This is a genomic window from Chitinimonas sp. (assembly GCF_036568685.1).
Taxonomy (GTDB): domain Bacteria; phylum Pseudomonadota; class Gammaproteobacteria; order Burkholderiales; family Chitinimonadaceae; genus Chitinimonas.
This window is the reverse complement of record NZ_DATCSC010000146.1, coordinates 1-16,210: the sequence shown is the minus strand read 5'-3', so window position 1 is coordinate 16,210 and position 16,210 is coordinate 1. Positions and strand designations below refer to the sequence as shown.

Here is a 16,210-nt window from a genome sequence, read left to right as displayed (position 1 = left end):
TGCCGTGGGCGGCGCCTACCGCAAGGAGAAGCTCGACCAGCACTCGGAAGACGTGCTGGCAACCGGTGACCTGGTCGGCGGTAACGGCCCTGTGCCCTCGGTGTCGGGTGCCCGTGACGTCTATGCGATCTTCTCGGAAGCATCCATCCCGCTCTATACGGGGCTGGAGATGCAGCTGGCTGCCCGTTGGGACAGTTACAAGAATGACTTCAAGGGTCAGGCGACCGACAATTCCTTCAAGCGTGTCAGTCCCAAGATCGGTCTGCGCTACCAGGCCAGCAAGGAAATCCTGGTCCGTAGCTCCTTCGCCCGCGGCTTCCGCGCGCCCACCCTGTTCGAGAACTTGCGGCCCTTCACCGAAGGCGGTAACACCTCGGGCAGCTATAGCGACCCGATCCGCTGTAATGCCGATGGTACGCCCAAGAGCATTCCCACCAGCCCGGTGGGCGCGCTGCAGGACGAGTGCCGCATCCAGCAGACTACCGCCACCAAGGGCGAGGCCAACCTCAATCCCGAGAAGTCCACGCAATACTCGCTCGGTTTTGTGTTTGCCCCGACCAACAACTTCTCCGGCTCGATCGACTACTGGCATGTGAAGATCAAGGACGCCATCGTGGCTCAGTCGGAAATCCAGGTATTCGGCGATCCGAGCAAGTACCAGGCGAACTTCGTCCGCTACGACCCGGCGGTCTACCCGAATGGTTACTCGCTCGATGGCGGCCTGGCGGGTCTGAATGGCCAAGTAGCCGGGCTCTATCCCGGCAGTACCAATCCGCTGTTCCCGATTGCCTACGTCTATCTGCCCTATCTGAATACGGCCAACAAGATCGCGGCCGGTCTGGATATCAACCTCAACTACAAGACCAAGGCCGGTGACTGGGGTCAGTTCGGGGTGACGCTGGATGGTACCTACTTCACCAAGCACAGCTACCAGTACACCGGCGTGGCCTCGACCAGCGACAACGGTGCCTATGGTGACTTTGGGGCGGCACCGCGCTGGCGCCATACCCTGACCGGCAACTGGGCACGTGGCGTGTGGGGGTTCTCGGTCACCCAGAACTTTACTGCCGGCTATCGTGACTTTATCGACGGTACCCAGAAGGACAACCCGGACTACCAGAAGGACCGCCGCGTGGCGAGCAACACCACGGTCGATATCCTGGGTACCTGGCGCGGGGTGAAGAACCTCGATCTGGCCTTGGGCGTGAAGAATCTGTTTGATCGCGATCCGCCGTCTTCGCGTACCACCCAGAACTTCCAGTTCGGCTACGACGCGACGTTGACCGACCCACGTGGCCGTATCTACTACCTCACCGCCAAGTACAAATTCTTGTAAGTCCGGAATGGCCGGTGCAAACCGGCCTGTACTGCCTCGGGCCCGCTCCATCTGGAGCGGGCTTTTTCTTGCCCGGTGCGGCCGGCCATCAGGGAAGGTGACATTGGCATGGCGGGCGGCGAGCGGCCATAATCCGGTTAAACCCGCCTGATCGACCGATTGCCTCGCTCCCATGTCTGCCACACCCCTGCGCGCCCGCCCCCTGTTCCGCCGCCTTGCTCTGCTGGCAGCCATTCTGTTTGTGCTCTGGTTGCTGATCTGCGCCGTGGGCGGATGGTGGCTGCCGGGCAAATTGCAGCGCGAGGCGGCAGCTTGGGGACAGGCGCAGGGGCGCGAACTGGTGCTGGGCAAGGTATCCATCAACCCCTTCCGCTGGACGGTCACGCTGGAGGATATCCAGCTGCGCGACGCCGACCACAGCCCCTTGTTTATTGCCCAGCGGCTGTATGCCAATCTGGAGCCGACGGACTTGCTGATCGGCCGCTACCGCTTGAGCGAGCTGGTTCTGACGCAGCCGGACCTGGCGCTGGTCCGTACAGAAGGCGGCACCTGGAACTGGCTGCGTTTCATCGAACAGCTCAAAGGGCCGGCACCGGCCAAACCTGAACCCAAGGGTGAGTTGCCCGACCTCCTGATCGATCACCTGGCCATCGAGCAGGGCAGGGCGCTGGCCCAGGATGGCAAGTTGCCAGCCTGGCGGCTCAAGCCTTTTGATCTGACCCTGGATGGCCTGGCCACACGCCCGCAACCCGGTGGCTACAAATTCAGCGCGACACTGGACGATGGTGCTCGCATAGATTGGCAAGGGACGCTCACCCTGGCGCCGCTGGCAGCCCAGGGCGAGGTGGGTATCAAGCAGCTCACCCTGGCACGGCTGTGGACCCTGACCGGTGGCAGGATCCAATTGGCCGAGCCCAAGGGCAGCCTGGATCTCTCCGCCCGTTATAACTTCAGCGACCAGGGCCAGCTTCAACTCAAGCTTGCCCCCTTCTCGCTGAGCCTCAACAAACTGGCAGTACAGGGACCGACGGCCTCCAGCCGCGTTGAACTGGCGCAACTGCGCCTGAGCGGTGGCAGCTTCGACCTTGCCACGCACAGCGTGCGCATCGGGGCGGTCGAGCTCAATGGTGGCAAGCTCAGTGCCACCAAGGGTGAGGACGGCAAGCTGGACTGGCTGGCGGCCTTGCCCCAGGCGGAAGCGCCGGCCAAACCAGAAGACAAGCCGGGGCAGCCTTTGCTGCCAGCCCCTTGGCGGCTGGCCGTGGACAAGGTGGCGTTGCGCGACTGGGTTGTCGGCCTGCACGACGCCAGCGTGCTGCGACCCAGCGATATGGCCCTGCGCCTGCCCTCGGCTGGCTTTGCGGTGCAGCAGGACAAGCAGGGTTTGGCGCTCACCGGTCTACAGGCGGAGCTGGCCGACCTCAGCATAGGCGATGGCAAGGGCGGGGTACCGCTACAGCTGGCGGTTGCGCGGCTGGCGCCGGGTGAGATCCGCCTCGATGCGCATGAGGCCAAGCCCGGCAAGCTGAGCCTGCAAGGCTTGAAGGTGATTGCCAGCCGTGGCAAGGATGGCCAGATCGACCTTGTGGACCTCTTCAAACCCCGCCAGCCCAAGGACGAGTCGCCCAGCCGCTGGAAGTTGACCCCGCCGGAGCTGGTACTGGCCGATAGTGAGCTGCAATGGCATGACCAGGTCGCTGGCAAACCGGTAGCCTTGGCGCTGCGCGATCTGTCCGGTGAGGCGACGCTGGCCATGCCTGCCTCCTTGCAAGCGCGCTTGCAGGGTCGGCTCGGCGGTGAAAGGGGGCCGCAGGGCCGCATAGAAGCACAGTTGGCGGTGGAGACCGTGCAGGGCAAGGTCGATGGCACCCTGCAGTTCGACAAGGTACCACTGCAGCCGCTGGCGCCGTATGCCGTGGCGGGTACACCCTTGAGCCTCGCCAGTGGTGATCTTTCCAGCAAGCTCAAATTCCATGTGGCGGATGGCGGCTGGCAGGTGGGCGGCGGTGCCCAGGTCGGTCGCCTGACCGTGCTGGAGCCCAAACGGCCGGAACCGCTGGTGGCCTGGCAGGCACTGGATGTGGATGGCCTGCAGGTGCAGGGTGGCAAGGCGCTGGCGATCAATGTGGACAAGGTCAGATTGGCCTCGCCCCAGCTGCGTCTGCGGCTGGATGAGCAACGCAACCTCAATCTGACCCAGCTGTTCGCGCCGCAGGGCAAGCAAACTGGCGCTGCCAAAACCGCCGCCGTTCGGCCGGCGAGTGCAGAACCGGCCCCGGCGCTGCCCAGTGGCAACGAAGACGCTGCCGTCCAGGCCGATGTAAACACCGTTCCCATAGCGCCGGCATCCAAACCCGCGCCCTGGAAAGGTCCGAAACTGACCATACGTTCAGTGGTGGTCAAATCGGCCGCGCTGGACTTTGCCGACCGCAGCCTCAACCCCGGCTTTGCCAGCCAGATCCATGATCTGAACGGTACGGTGCAAGGCATTGCCAGCGACCCGGGCCGGCATACCACGGTCACGCTGGATGGCCAGGTGGACCGCTATGGCTCGGTGCGCATACGCGGCACGGTGGTGCCCTTTGCGGTCAGTGACGACAGTGTGCTGGTGATGGCCTTCAAGAATATCCCGATCAACAGCCTCGACCCTTACTCCAGCAACTTTGCCGGTTGGCACCTGGAAGACGGCCGCCTGAACGTGGACCTGCGCTATGCGCTCAAGGCGCGGCAGGTGCGTGGCGACAACAAGGTAGTGATCCAGTCGATCAAGCTTGGCGAGGAAGTCGACAGGCCCGGTGTGACCAAGCTGCCCTTGCGCCTGGCGGTGGCCTTGTTGGAGGACAGCGATGGCCGCATCGAGCTGGACCTGCCGGTCAGCGGACGTTTGGATGATCCGGAATTCAGCTACGGCCACCTCGTTGGGCAGGCCATTGCCACCGTGCTCAAGAAGGTGGTGACGGCGCCGTTCCGTGCCTTGGCCTCGCTCCTGGGTAGCGAGGGCTTCGAGGCAGTGACCTTCGCCCCCGGCCAGGCTGCCGTGGCGCCGCCGGAGCGCGAAAAACTGGCCAAGCTCGGCGAGATGCTGGCCAAACGGCCGCGCCTGGTCGTTACCCTGGCGGGCAGCTACGACCCCAAGAACGACTTGCACGCCATGGCCAGGGTGCAGATCGATGCCGAGATCCTGACCTTGGCCGGGCTCAAGCCCGAGCCCGATATGCCCATAGGCAGGCCCGACTTCGAGGATCCCGCCACCCGTGCCGCCATACGCAGTGCCTATGGCAAACGCGTGGGTACGCTGGCCTTGGCTGCCCAGCTCATCAAGACCAAGGATGACGTGGCCCGCTACAAGGGCTGGCGTGATGAGATGATCGCCGCGCTTGAGAAAACCATCGACACCCCCACCTTGCAGGCATTGGCGCGGCAGCGCGCCGAGCTGGCGCGGGCACAGATAGTTGCGGCGGCACCGGCGCTGGCAGAGCGGCTGAAGTTGGCTGAGCCGGTGACAGCCGAAGCCAAGGGCGAGGGCGTGCCGATGCAGATCAAGCTTGATGCCCACGGTGCGCCCGAGCCGGCGGCGCCGGTTACGCCGGCTGCCGAACCGCCGGCCGCTGCTGCGACGGCGCAGTAGTGCAGCACCCCGACCCCGAATTCTCTGGAGCCTGTCATGCATCTCGTCTGCCCATCCTGCGGCGCTACCAACCGTATACCCGATGAACGACTGGGCGACGGACCCAACTGCGGCAAGTGCGGACAGGCGCTGATGGCGGCTGTGCCGGTGGACTTGAGCGACGCCGCACTGCCACACTTTCTGGCCAATACCGAGCTGCCGGTGCTGGTGGACTTCTGGGCCGCCTGGTGCGGCCCCTGCCGCATGATGGCACCACAGTTCGAAGCGGCGGCCGAGGCCGCACCCGAGTTCCGTTTCGTCAAGGTGGATAGCGATGCCGCCCCGGCGGCTGCGCGTTACTTCAATATCCGCAGCATTCCTACCCTGCTGTTGATGAAGGACGGCCAGGAGGTTGCTCGCCAGAGCGGTGTGATGCAGGCCGGTCAGTTGCTGGCCTGGGCGCGCGCTGCGCTGGCGAAGAGCCAGTAATGAATGATAGTCATTGATTTGGTAGGGATGGAACAGGCGCCAGGGCAAGCCTGGCGCTACGAGGAAAAGAAGGCAGATACGGCAGGCTCTTCCCTGTTTTAATCCATCCCCGCCGCCGCGGCTGCGTGGTTGTCGCCCCTTTAGGGGCATACAACCACGGCGTCCTCCTTGCGGGGGGGAACCTCGCTGATGCTCCTCAGCGCTTTGCGTTAACTGAAGTGTGTCTTGAGTACATAACTGACGCCAAGTCACGCTCAAGGTGAGGTGATGGGGCGGCCACCCAGGCGGCGGGTCCACTCTTCCTCTATGGCCTGGTAACGGCCGTTCTTGCGGATCTGCGCCATGCCCTCGTCGAAGCGCTGCATATAGCCTGCTGCGGCAGGATGGCGGCGGGAAAATACCGTGTAGACCCCGGCCGGGGCCACCTGCCCCACAATCTTGAACTTGCCGGCGAACTCCTCCGGGTGGCGTTGCACCAGTGCGCGGGTATTGGCTGCCATGGCCACGGTGTACTGCACGCGGTTGGCGATCAACATGCGGAAATTGTTCTCGTCACGCGGGGTATAGACCCGCAGCATACGATTGTCGTCGTCGAATTCCGGGCCGTACTCATAACCGTGGGTCACGGCCACTTGGCGGCCCGCCAGGTCGCGCGGGCGCAGCCCGTTCTCGCTGGACGCTGCCGTGGCATAGATCTGGTACTGCACATGGAACATGGGTTGCTCGTGCCAGAGATAGTCGGGTTCCAGCGCCGCATTGCGCAGCGTATCAAAACAACCTACCAGGGCTCCCGCCTTTACCAGCGCCATGCAGCGGGCGTAGGGCATGACCTCGTAGCGGACAGACAGGCCCGCGGCCTCAAAGGCCGCACGAACCAGGTCGATGGTAAGGCCCTGCACCTGACCATTGACCACTCCGGAATAGGGATACCAGTCATCTTCCGCCCCGATAATCACCGTACGGCTGATGGCCGGCGGCGCGGCCAGCACACCCAGCGCAAACAGCGTGATCATCATGCGGAACAGACTAGCCATATCCAACTCCGTGCCTATGCCTGGTTTCATTATAGGTAGGCATAGCCAGGTGGTTGGGGTACGGCACGTGTTCAGTGGTGACGCATCGAGCGAAGCGAGGTCTCCCCGCCAGCGGCGCGGCTGCCAGAGTTTTTGCGCTTTAGCGCCTAGAAGCTGTACGTGCAAAGCTGGCGAGGGGGAGGCGATGAAGGGGTGACCCGCTGTTTCAGTGCGCACGAATGCAAAACGCCCGGGTTGCCCGGGCGCTTAACCTGCTGCAGGTACTTACTCGCCGCAATTCAAAACAAACAGGCTCACAGAAACATCCCTCCCGAAGCCTCGATGCGCTGGCCATTGATCCAGCCCGTACCCGACGCGAGCAGGGCGGCGATAACCCCGCCGATATCGTCCGGCAGGCCGGCGCGGCCCAGGGCGGTCTGCGAAGCGACAAAACCATTGAGTTCGGCATTGTCACGGACGCGGCCACCACCAAAATCGGTCTCGATGGCGCCGGGGGCGACCGCGTTGGCGCTGATGCCACGCGGGCCCAGTTCCTTGGCCAGGTAGCGGGTCAGCGTCTCGACTGCCGCCTTCATGGCACCGTAGGCGGCAAAGCCGGGCAGGGCGAAACGGGCCAGGCCGCTAGAGATATTGACGATACGACCGCCGTCGGCCATCAGCGGCAGAAGCCGCTGGGTCAGGAAGAACACGCCCTTGAGGTGGACATTCACCATCTCGTCGAACACGGCTTCGCTGGTCTCGGCGATGCTGGCGTGCATGCCGGTACCGGCATTGTTGACCAGGTAGTCAAAGCGTTCACGCTGCCAAGTGCTGGCCAGGGCCTGCGAAACCTGTACGGCAAAGCCCGCAAAGTTGCGGCTGTCGGCCACATCGAGCTGCAGGGCCACGGCCTTGCGGCCCAGGGCGGTGATGGCGGCGACCACGGCCTGGGCTTCGGCGGCCTGGCTGCGGTAGGTGAGGATGACGTCCACGCCTTGTTCGGCGAGCTTGATGGCAGTGTTGCGGCCCAGACCGCGGCTACCGCCGGTGATGATGGCGATCTTGCTGTTCATGGCTTAGCTCCTTGCTGGTTGACTGGCTGCCCGACGAGGGGATGGCTGCAGTCTATTGAGCCTGGCTGAGCGTACAAAGATGCTGAATCTGATTACACTGTTCGTACTGGAAGAACAGTGAGGCGGTGCCATGAACCAGCTGGAAGCGATGCGGATATTTGTGCGGGTGGCGGAGCTAGGCAGCTTCACCCAGGCGGCCGATGGGCTGGGCCTGCCCAAGGCCAGCGTCTCCACGGCGGTCAAGCAACTGGAGGCACAGCTGGGGGCACGCCTTTTACACCGCACCACCCGGCGGGTGCAGCTGACCCAGGATGGCCAAGTGTTCTACGAGCGCAGCCAGGATCTGCTGGCCGACATGGAAGAGCTGCAGACCCTGTTCCAGCAGGGCGAGGCGACCTTGAGCGGGCGGCTGCGGGTGGATATGCCCAGCCGGGTGGCGCGCAACTTCGTCATCCCCCGCCTCCCCGCTTTTCTGGCGCGGCACCCTGCGCTGGCTTTGGAGCTGAGCAGCACCGATAGGCGGGTGGACCTGGTACGTGAAGGTTTTGACTGCGTGCTACGGGTGGGCAATGTGGTCGATACCTCGCTGATCGCGAGGCCGGTGGGGCATTTTGCCCAGCTCAACTGCGCCAGCCCGGATTACCTGGCGCGCTTTGGCACACCACGCACGCTTGCGGACCTGGCCCAGCACCGCATGGTGCATTTTCTGCCGCAGTTCGGCGGCAAGCCCGTGGGTTGGGAATATGTCGATGCTGCGGGGGCGCAACGGCTGCCCATGGCGGGCGAGCTGACCGTCAACGATGCCGATGCCTACGAGGCTGCCTGCCTGGCCGGCCTGGGCATGATCCAGGTACCCGAGGTGGGCGTACGCCATCTGTTGGCGAGTGGGCAGTTAGTGGAGGTACTGGCGGATTACCGGGCCGAGCCCATGCCGATCTCATTGCTCTATGCCAACCGACGCCACCTGCCACGGCGGGTGCAGGTCTTCATGGACTGGATGGTGGAACTGATGGCCGCCGAACTGCGCTGAAACAGCGCGGCGGCCGGGCGGGTTCAACGGATCAGCTTGCCCTCGGGCAGGGAAGCCAAGCGGGCAGGCGCGCCGACCCGGCTGGCCTTGCCCTGCAGGCGCACGCCCAGTACGGCCCCGACGATGATCAGGGCGATGCCTAGCGCCACACTGGTCACATAGAGCGCCTGTGGTGTGTCTGGAAAGTTGAAGCTACTGTTGGTGTTGGCGATGGCGGCGGCCAACTGCGAGAACTGATACACCGTGTAGGCGTGATGTAGCAAGGGGAGGGCGGTCAGCACGACGCCCGCGATCAGTACCACGATTGCAAAAGCCATCTCTTTTCCTTTGTATAAAAAGTCCGCCGGCCCTACATGGGGGCCGGCGGTACGAAAGCGATTCTGGCAGATCGTGTGAGGGTTCCGCATCCTCCGTATGGAGGATGGTTGCGGCGTTGCGACGCCTGGCTTCAGTGTTTACGTGGAGCGAGGTAGGCCAGCCAGCGGTTTTCTGCCATGCGGAACAGCCAGATCAGCAGAAAGCTCAGGCAAAGGTAGAGGAGGCCCGCGGTGCCGAAGGCCAGGGTGGTGTTGTAGGTGGCGGCGTTCACGTCGCGCGCGATCTTGAGCAGGTCGGGCACGGTGGCGGCAAAGGCGACCGAGGTGGCGTGCAGCATCAGGATCACCTCGTTGCTATAGGCCGGCAGTGCACGGCGCAGGGCCGAGGGCAGGACCACCCGGCGCAGCATGGTGAGGCGGCTCATGCCAAAGGCCCGCGCTGCCTCGATCTCGCCATAGGGCGTGGCGCGGATGGCACCGGCGAAGATCTCGGTGGTGTAGGCGCAGGTATTGAGCGTGAAGGTCAGTACGGTGCAGTAGAAACCCTCGCGGAAGAAGGCATTGAGCACCTCGGTGTCGCGCACCACCTGCAGACTGTAGAGGCCGGTGTAGACGAACAGCAGCTGCACGAACAGCGGTGTGCCGCGGAACACATAGGTGTAGAGCCAGACTGCGCCTGAGACCAAGCGGTTCTGCGAGACACGGGCCACCGCCAGCGGCACCGACAGCACGAAGCCGAAAGCGATGGACAAGGTCAGCAGCCAGGTCGTCATGGCCAGACCGGTCCAATGGAAACCATCGGTCCAGAGATAGGCTTTCCAGTATTGCTCGATGATCTCGATCACAGCTCACCCTCCCGCACGCCCATGGAGTAGCGTCGCTCCAGCCAGCGGAGGACGAAGTTGGAGAGGGTGGTGAGCAAGAGGTAGATCACGCCGCAGACGCTGATGAAATAGAACAGGTCGCTGGAGGCCTTGCCTGCATCCTGGGCGCTCTTGACGAGGTCGATCAGGCCGATGATGGACACAAGGGCGGTGGCCTTGAGCATGACCTGCCAGTTGTTGGAGATGCCGGGCAGGGCAAAGCGCATCATCTGTGGAAAGAGGATGCGGCGGAAGGTGCGCCAGCGCGACATGCCGAAGGCGTAGGCCGCTTCCAGTTGGCCGCGCGGCACCGAGAGGTAGGCGCCGCGGAAGGTCTCGGTGAAATAGGCCCCATAGATGAAACCCAGCGTGATGGCGCCGGCCAGCATGGGGTCGATGTCTATCTGTTCCAGCGACAGCGATTCAGTCAGATTGTTGAGCTGGGTCTGCAGGCTGTAGAAGATCAGCAGCATCAGCACCAGGTCGGGTACGCCGCGGATCAGCGTGGTATAGAGGCCGGCGATGCCGCGCAGCACGCGGTTGCTGGAGAGCTTGGCGCCGGCACCGGCGAGGCCGATCAAAAAGGCCAGCAGCAGTGATGAGATGGCCAGCTCCACCGTGACGGTGGTGCCTTCAAGGATAAGCGGGCCGTAGCCTTGCAAAAACATGGTCTGGTCTTTCTGGCTGGCAGGCGGAGCTGCGACAGCTTGCCATGGCTGGCGGATGATGCGGGGTCTTGCCTGCGTCCCGGTCCACCGTGGCGGGCCGGGACGCGTGCTGCAGTGTCAGCTTATGGCTTACTTGCCGGTATAGATGTCGAAGTCGAAGTACTTCTTCATCAGCTTGCCGTAGGTGCCGTTGGCGTGGATGGCGGCCAGGGCCTTGTTGATGGCGGCGCGCAGGTCCTTGTCTTCCTTACGCAGGCCAAAGCCGGCTGCGCCGAAGTACTTGGGGTCGTTCATGACCGGGCCAGCAGCGGCAAAGCCCTTGCCCTTGGGCTGCTTGAGGAAGCCTTCCTCAGCCTGTACCAGATCCTGGAAGGAGGCATCCAGACGGCCGGAGGTCAGGTCGGCATAGACCTGGTCCTGGTTCTGGTAGGACACGACTTCCACGCCCTTGGGCTGCCAGTTGGCCTTGGCATAGGATTCCTGGGTGGTGCCTTGCTCCACGCCAATGCGCTTGCCCTTGAGCGATTCGGGGGTGGGCAGCAGCTTGGAGCCGGCCTTGGCGATCAGGCGGGCCGGGGTGACGAAGAGCTTGTCGCTGTAGGCGATTTCCTTCTGGCGCTGCTCGGTGACCGACAGCGAGGAGGAGATGACATCGAACTTCTTGGCCTTGAGGGCGGGGATCAGGCCGTCAAAGTCGTTCTCGACCCAGACGCACTTGGTCTTGAGTTCAGTACAGACTGCTTCGGCGATATCGACCTCGAAGCCGATCATCTTGCCGTCCGGGGACTTGGATTGGAAGGGGGCGTAGCTGGCGTCCACCCCCAGCTTGAGCTCTTTGCCGGCCCAACCGGCGGCGCTGGCGGAGAACGAGCTGAACAGGGCGAGCAGGGCGACGGCGGTAAGCGTCTTCTTCATGGGAAACGACTCCTCTTGGGGTTGCGGTTCAAGTCTGGTCTCGCTGGGGATGGTGTCTGCGACCGGGTGATCCATTTGCCTGCTTGGCTTGCCGGTCAAAAGCCCGCCTAAATTAGCGCTGCCAGCCGGGGCTGACCAGTGCTGCATGCGGTATAGGCTGCCCGGATGGGCTTTGCGCCGTGCCAAACGGGGTGGGTGTGTCGAAATTCAGACAAAGTAAGGTGGTTCAGGTCACGCTGGGCGCCGTCAGCTGCATGGCCATGATGTGTTCCTCGCCATCGCGCTCGCCGGTATCCATAAAACCGAGCCGCTCGTAGAAGGGGCGCGGCGAGCCCTCACCGTTGCGGTAATAGAGGGTGACGCGCACCGGGCCGTGCTGCGCCTGCAGCGCTGCCAGCCACTGTTGCAGCGCGGCGCGGCCATAGTCCTGGCCCTGATGATCGCGGTCTATCATGAAGCGTAGCAGATGGAATTGGCCCTCGACCGGCACGCACCAGGCGGCCAGGAGGCCCACCGGCGTTTCGTTGGCGTAGACCACCTGCAGCGTCACCTTGTCATGGTCCAGCCAAGCTTTGGCAATGGTGTTCTCGTTCGAGGCCACGAAGCCGGACTGGTAGGGGTAGACCGCCAGCTTGGTCACTGCCTTGAAGTTCTGGTGGTCGAGCGCACGCAGGCTGACGGCGGATGTGGGCTGGGTGAGGGGCATGCGAGCGGGCCACGCAGAAGGGACCAGCATCATACCCACGCGCCCGCCCCGCTTGCTACTACCCGCGGCTCAGCCGGGGTAGGTACTGCGTTCGGTCTCTGATGTTGGCGAGGAAATGGGTGGGCGCCTGGTGGCAGGCAAGCCTGGTCGCGCTGGTTATTCAAGTGAACTTTATGTCAGTTTGGGCTGGCGGACATTGCCTGCAGGCGAACTTGCGATAGCAGCAAGGGGCGGCGATAGTAAAGGACCAGGAGGATGACATGGGACCAACAACGAACAGGGCCGGGCGCCGTATGCACGTCGTCTGGCTGGGGCTGCTGACCCTGTCGGCGCTGGCACCATATAAGGCTGGGGCTGCGTGCGACAAGCTGGTCTACGCAACCAACCCCAAGTATCCGCCCTATGGCTGGTCAGAAGATGACGCGCACTACCAGGGGGCTGCCGAAGCACTGCTGCGGCTGGTTGCTCCCGCCAATGTCACCCTGCAGCCCGTGGTCTACCCCTGGAAGCGCGCTCAGGCCCTGGCGGAAAGTGGTGAGGTCGACCTCCTGCTGGCCTTGCGCATCACCCCCGAGCGGGAACGCTATCTGAGTTTTACCCGCAGCCGTGCTTTTCACAACCCGATTGCGGTCTTCGTGCCGGCGGGCAGCCCCTTGAAGACTGCCGATTGGAACGCGCTGGCAAGCTATCGGGGCGCGGTCAGTTCGGGCGACTTCTTCGGTAATGGCTTCGATGCTTTTCTACGCACCCGGCTGCAGGTGGAGGTGGCACCCAGCGTGGTCGAGAACTTCAAGAAGCTGCGGGCCGGACGGGTGGATTACTTTGTGACCGGAGAGCAGATGGGCCTGGCCTATCTACGCAATACCGAAGGCCCGCAGATGGGCAATGTGACAGTGCTCAAGCCCTATATCAGTGACGGTGATATCCACTTTGGTTTCAGCCGGCGTTCGCCTTGCCTCAGCCTGCTGCCGGAGATGGACGCCCGTATGGCGCAGGCAGATCAGAAGGGAACCTCAGCGCGCCTGTTGGAGGAGGCCATGGCGCAGTTCATTGGTCGGGCCGGTTTTTCCTGGAAGACGGAGAATACCGCTGCACCACGCTGAGTGCGGCTGCTTGGTGCGTAGCAATGCTACCTGCGACGGGGTGGTGCGCCGCGGGGTGCAGGGTGTAGCCAAGGGGATCTGGCATTTGTGAGCAAAAACTCTAACCTGTGGTTGTTTTGCATATGATACTTATGCAAATAAAAACAATGATCTAGGGTGCAATCCGCACTGCTTTGGTGCGTCGCAATATCGAAACTTACTGAAAAATTACGCGGAATGGTCAGAATGCCCGGCAACGTAGTTTAGTTTCAGTCGGGCAGTTGCGTCCTGGGGTGGATGCGGTGCTCCGGCGTCGTATCCAATACCTTTGGGGCCGCCATGATCGTTGCGCGCATGATTGCCGTTTTGCTACTGCTGCTGGGCACCTTGGCCCGGGCCGACATCGTGCTCGGCCAGTCGGTGCCGATCTCGGCGGTGGCGGGTGACAGCGGGCGCGGCCTCTCCCTGGGGCTGGGTGTCGCGATTGCGGAAGTGAATGCCGCGGGCGGTATCAATGGTGACAAGGTAAGGCTGGCGCTGCTCGATGACCAGGGCAAGCCTGAGCTACTGCAGAGCAATACCGCTACCTTGGTGGGGGCCGAGAAGGCGCTGGCCCTGGTTGGCTATGGCGGCACGCCCGATGGCCTGGCCCCGCTGCTGGAGCGCGAGAAGATCGCCCTTGTTGGAGCAGGGGCGGCGGTGTCCGACGGGCAGCAGGGTGACAGCCGCTATGTGTTTCATCTACGGCCCAGTTACAAGGCCGAGATCGACAAGCTGGCCAGCATGATAGGTAGCTGGCTGGGTTCCAAACGGGTGGGGCTCCTGGTGCAGAACGACGCCTTTGGCATTGCCATGGGGAACGTGGCCAATGCCGAACTCGCCAAGCGTGGCATGAAGCCCTTGGCCGTCGTACGCCACGAAGCAACCGCGCAGGACCTGGGGCCGGCGGCCGATACGCTGATCAAGGCTGCGCCCGACGTGGTGATCATGATCTCCAACAGCAAGCCGGCCGGGCTCTTTATCAAGCGCTTTCGCGAGATGGGTGGCGGCGCGCAGCTCTATAGCCTCTCCAATGCCAACTATGAGGAGGTGGTGGAGCTGATCGGTGCGGAGACGGCCAGCGGCGTGGGCATCGTGCAGGTCTTTCCTTATCCGCTCGACAGCCGGCTCAAGCTGGCGCGTGACTATCAGGCTGCCATGAAGAGCTATGCCCCCAAGCGTGCCAAGCTCTCCTATGCCTCGATGGAAGGCTATATCGCCGGCCGTACCACCTTGGAAGCCATACGCCGCGCGGGCAAGAATCCCACCCGCCAGGGAGTGCTACAGGCGCTGGAAGAGATGCGCGCCTATGACCTGGGCGGCTTTGTGGTGGACTTTGCAGACAGCCGGCACGTCGGGGCCAAGCTGGTGGATGTGACCATGATCAGCGGCACGGGCAATCTCAGCCGCTGACGGGAAAGGTTCCTCGTAGGGAGACTGGCGCTGGTCGATGACCAGCGTTTTTTTTGTCGAGCCCCTTGCTTGATTAAGCATCGCAGAATGGATGCGTTTATCTCAGGCGCTCGGGGACCCGAGCGCTCACGATTGCGGCTGCGCGAACAGAGACTCTCCCCTTTATCGCTTCCCTGCCCCTCCGCCCCGCCCGCCGGCGGGGTACCTCGCTGACCCTCGTCAGTGACTTTGATGGTCGCCTGCGCAAGCTGGGAGAGACGCACAGAATGCCACCTCCTTCGATTTACTTTGGGTGCCGCTGTATACGTCTAGCTACGCGGCCGCAGCAGAGGGCCGCTTGCGCTGTCCTCTACCTCCCAGCCGAGCGCTGCTAACTGTTGGCGCAGGGTGTCGGCGTCGGCCCAGCGTTTTTCCAGCCTGGCTTGCTGGCGCTTGTCGGCCAGGGTCTGGATATCGGCGGGGATGGCGATCGCAGTTGGCTGCCAGTTGGCAAGGTCCAGGCCCAGCACCTTGTCCATGGCATCCCAGCTGGCGCGTTTGACCTCGGGTGGCAGGTCGCTGCGGACCAGCGACCAGGCCTCGGCCAGGGCGCGGGGGAGGTTGAGGTCCTGGCTGATCTGCTCTCCAAAGCGCGCCAAGGAGGCGGTATCCGGTTCGCCGCCCTCGGGCCAGCGCAGGTAGTGCTCGCGCAAACGGGCGAGGGCGGTGGCGGCGGCGTCCAACGCTTCCCAGGTAAAATTGAGCTGGCTGCGGTAGTGCGCAGTCAGGCACAGGTAGCGATAGGCCAGCGGGTCTATGCCATGGTCGATCAGGGTCTGCAGGCGCAGAAAGTCTCCACTGGACTTGGACATCTTGGCCTCGTCGAGCTGCAGGAAGTAGCCATGCAGCCAGAAATTGGCCAGACGGGTGCCATGTGCTGCCTCGGTCTGGGCGATCTCGTTGCTGTGGTGGACGGCGATATGGTCCTCGCCACCGCAATGGATGTCGAACCACGGTCCCAGGTGTTTGGCCGACATGGCAGAGCACTCGATATGCCAGCCGGGGAAGCCGCGGCCCCAGGGGCTGTCCCACTCCATCTGCCGCTTGATGCCGGGTTCACTGAACTTCCACAGGGCAAAGTCGGTGGCGCTGCGCTTCTCACCCATGTCTACCCGATGACCGGCATCAAGTTTGCCGCGGTCCAGGCGTGCCAGGTAGCCGTAGCTGTCCTGCTTGCTGGTGTCGAAGTAGAGACCATCGCCGGTGCGGTAGACGTAACCCTTGCATTCCAGCTCCGCGACAAAGGCGATCTGCTCGGCGATATGGTCGGTAGCACGGCACCACAGCGTGGGCGGCAGCAAGTTGAGCGCACGGGTGTCGGCCTGGAAGGCCAAGGTGTAGCGCTCAGCGAGTACCCAGGCGGATTCACCGGCCCGGCGGCTGCCTTTCTCCATCTTGTCCTCGCCCTCGTCACCATCGCTCACCAGGTGGCCCACGTCGGTGATGTTGACCACGTGCCGAACAGTGTGGCCATGCCACTCCAATGCGCGGCGCAGCAGGTCCTCGAACACATAGGTGCGTAGGTTGCCGATATGGGCGTAGTCGTAGACCGTCGGGCCGCAGCAATAGAGCCCTACCTCATCGGTCCGTAGGGGCTGGAACTCGCGCAGGCTGCGCGTG

Annotated in this window: 14 protein-coding genes; 6 read left to right on the top strand and 8 right to left on the bottom strand. The window is 63.3% G+C overall.

Features of this window, described 5'->3' with window-relative positions; translation table 11 throughout:
• The 3 genes from VIM95_RS21635 to trxC all read left to right on the top strand — a co-directional run.
• Positions 1 to 1,336 (top strand): TonB-dependent receptor domain-containing protein (locus tag VIM95_RS21635; protein ID WP_331989892.1); only part of this gene is annotated, 1,336 nt, incomplete at its 5' end.
• Positions 1,337 to 1,508: 172 nt separating this feature from the next.
• Entirely contained in the window at positions 1,509 to 4,964 is a 3,456-nt protein-coding gene (locus VIM95_RS21630; protein WP_331989890.1) for a DUF748 domain-containing protein, read from the top strand.
• Positions 4,965 to 5,000: 36 nt separating this feature from the next.
• Positions 5,001 to 5,432 carry a thioredoxin TrxC gene (trxC, locus tag VIM95_RS21625; RefSeq protein WP_331989888.1) on the top strand — a complete coding sequence of 144 codons (432 nt, stop codon included), beginning with the start codon at positions 5,001 to 5,003 and terminating at the stop codon, positions 5,430 to 5,432.
• Positions 5,433 to 5,686: 254 nt separating this feature from the next.
• Here the strand turns inward: trxC and VIM95_RS21620 are convergent, their stop codons facing one another.
• On the bottom strand, positions 5,687 to 6,466 hold the full coding sequence (locus tag VIM95_RS21620) for a substrate-binding periplasmic protein (protein WP_331989886.1): 780 nt from the start codon (positions 6,464 to 6,466) through the stop codon (positions 5,687 to 5,689).
• A gap of 293 nt (positions 6,467 to 6,759) precedes the next feature.
• Entirely contained in the window at positions 6,760 to 7,518 is a 759-nt protein-coding gene (locus VIM95_RS21615; protein WP_331989884.1) for an SDR family NAD(P)-dependent oxidoreductase, read from the bottom strand.
• Between the two features lie 130 nt (positions 7,519 to 7,648).
• Between VIM95_RS21615 and VIM95_RS21610 the strand changes: the two genes are divergently transcribed.
• Complete coding sequence (locus VIM95_RS21610; RefSeq protein ID WP_331989882.1) at positions 7,649 to 8,548, top strand: LysR family transcriptional regulator; 900 nt, start codon at positions 7,649 to 7,651, stop codon at positions 8,546 to 8,548.
• 23 nt (positions 8,549 to 8,571) lie between these two features.
• Here the strand turns inward: VIM95_RS21610 and VIM95_RS21605 are convergent, their stop codons facing one another.
• The 5 genes from VIM95_RS21605 to VIM95_RS21585 form a co-directional block, all read right to left on the bottom strand.
• Positions 8,572 to 8,865, bottom strand: coding sequence for a hypothetical protein (locus VIM95_RS21605; protein ID WP_331989880.1), 294 nt, complete (start codon positions 8,863 to 8,865; stop codon positions 8,572 to 8,574).
• A 131-nt stretch (positions 8,866 to 8,996) separates the two neighbouring features.
• The gene (locus VIM95_RS21600; RefSeq protein ID WP_331989878.1) at positions 8,997 to 9,710 is read right to left on the bottom strand and encodes an ABC transporter permease; all 714 of its coding nucleotides are present in this window, start codon (positions 9,708 to 9,710) and stop codon (positions 8,997 to 8,999) included.
• Positions 9,707 to 10,396 carry a histidine ABC transporter permease HisQ gene (locus VIM95_RS21595; protein WP_331989876.1) on the bottom strand — a complete coding sequence of 230 codons (690 nt, stop codon included), beginning with the start codon at positions 10,394 to 10,396 and terminating at the stop codon, positions 9,707 to 9,709. Before VIM95_RS21595 ends, VIM95_RS21600 begins: the two co-directional genes overlap by 4 nt.
• A 129-nt stretch (positions 10,397 to 10,525) precedes the next feature.
• Positions 10,526 to 11,311 carry an ABC transporter substrate-binding protein gene (locus VIM95_RS21590; protein WP_331989874.1) on the bottom strand — a complete coding sequence of 262 codons (786 nt, stop codon included), beginning with the start codon at positions 11,309 to 11,311 and terminating at the stop codon, positions 10,526 to 10,528.
• Positions 11,312 to 11,537: 226 nt separating this feature from the next.
• Complete coding sequence (locus tag VIM95_RS21585; RefSeq protein WP_331989872.1) at positions 11,538 to 12,017, bottom strand: GNAT family N-acetyltransferase; 480 nt, start codon at positions 12,015 to 12,017, stop codon at positions 11,538 to 11,540.
• Between the two features lie 293 nt (positions 12,018 to 12,310).
• Here VIM95_RS21585 and VIM95_RS21580 point away from each other — a divergent pair, with 293 nt between their 5' ends.
• Both VIM95_RS21580 and VIM95_RS21575 read left to right on the top strand, forming a co-directional pair.
• Positions 12,311 to 13,120: a substrate-binding periplasmic protein gene (locus VIM95_RS21580; RefSeq protein ID WP_331989870.1), complete on the top strand. Its 810-nt coding sequence runs from the start codon at positions 12,311 to 12,313 to the stop codon at positions 13,118 to 13,120.
• Between the two features lie 333 nt (positions 13,121 to 13,453).
• The gene (locus tag VIM95_RS21575) at positions 13,454 to 14,551 is read left to right on the top strand and encodes an ABC transporter substrate-binding protein (protein WP_331989868.1); all 1,098 of its coding nucleotides are present in this window, start codon (positions 13,454 to 13,456) and stop codon (positions 14,549 to 14,551) included.
• Between the two features lie 308 nt (positions 14,552 to 14,859).
• On the opposite strand, the gene cysS is transcribed toward VIM95_RS21575, so the two are convergent.
• Positions 14,860 to 16,210: cysteine--tRNA ligase (gene cysS, locus VIM95_RS21570; protein WP_331989866.1), on the bottom strand; the 1,351-nt coding region annotated here is incomplete at its 5' end.

What these genes read in the sequence shown, in the direction of transcription:
- VIM95_RS21630 (WP_331989890.1), top strand. Translation starts at nt 1,509, where the DNA reads ATGTCTGCCACACCCCTGCGCGCCCGCCCCCTGTTCCGCCGCCTTGCT.
- trxC (WP_331989888.1), top strand. Translation starts at nt 5,001, where the DNA reads ATGCATCTCGTCTGCCCATCCTGCGGCGCTACCAACCGTATACCCGAT.
- VIM95_RS21620 (WP_331989886.1), bottom strand. Translation starts at nt 6,466, where the DNA reads ATGGCTAGTCTGTTCCGCATGATGATCACGCTGTTTGCGCTGGGTGTG.
- VIM95_RS21615 (WP_331989884.1), bottom strand. Translation starts at nt 7,518, where the DNA reads ATGAACAGCAAGATCGCCATCATCACCGGCGGTAGCCGCGGTCTGGGC.
- VIM95_RS21610 (WP_331989882.1), top strand. Translation starts at nt 7,649, where the DNA reads ATGAACCAGCTGGAAGCGATGCGGATATTTGTGCGGGTGGCGGAGCTA.
- VIM95_RS21605 (WP_331989880.1), bottom strand. Translation starts at nt 8,865, where the DNA reads ATGGCTTTTGCAATCGTGGTACTGATCGCGGGCGTCGTGCTGACCGCC.
- VIM95_RS21595 (WP_331989876.1), bottom strand. Translation starts at nt 10,396, where the DNA reads ATGTTTTTGCAAGGCTACGGCCCGCTTATCCTTGAAGGCACCACCGTC.
- VIM95_RS21590 (WP_331989874.1), bottom strand. Translation starts at nt 11,311, where the DNA reads ATGAAGAAGACGCTTACCGCCGTCGCCCTGCTCGCCCTGTTCAGCTCG.
- VIM95_RS21585 (WP_331989872.1), bottom strand. Translation starts at nt 12,017, where the DNA reads ATGCCCCTCACCCAGCCCACATCCGCCGTCAGCCTGCGTGCGCTCGAC.
- VIM95_RS21580 (WP_331989870.1), top strand. Translation starts at nt 12,311, where the DNA reads ATGCACGTCGTCTGGCTGGGGCTGCTGACCCTGTCGGCGCTGGCACCA.
- VIM95_RS21575 (WP_331989868.1), top strand. Translation starts at nt 13,454, where the DNA reads ATGATTGCCGTTTTGCTACTGCTGCTGGGCACCTTGGCCCGGGCCGAC.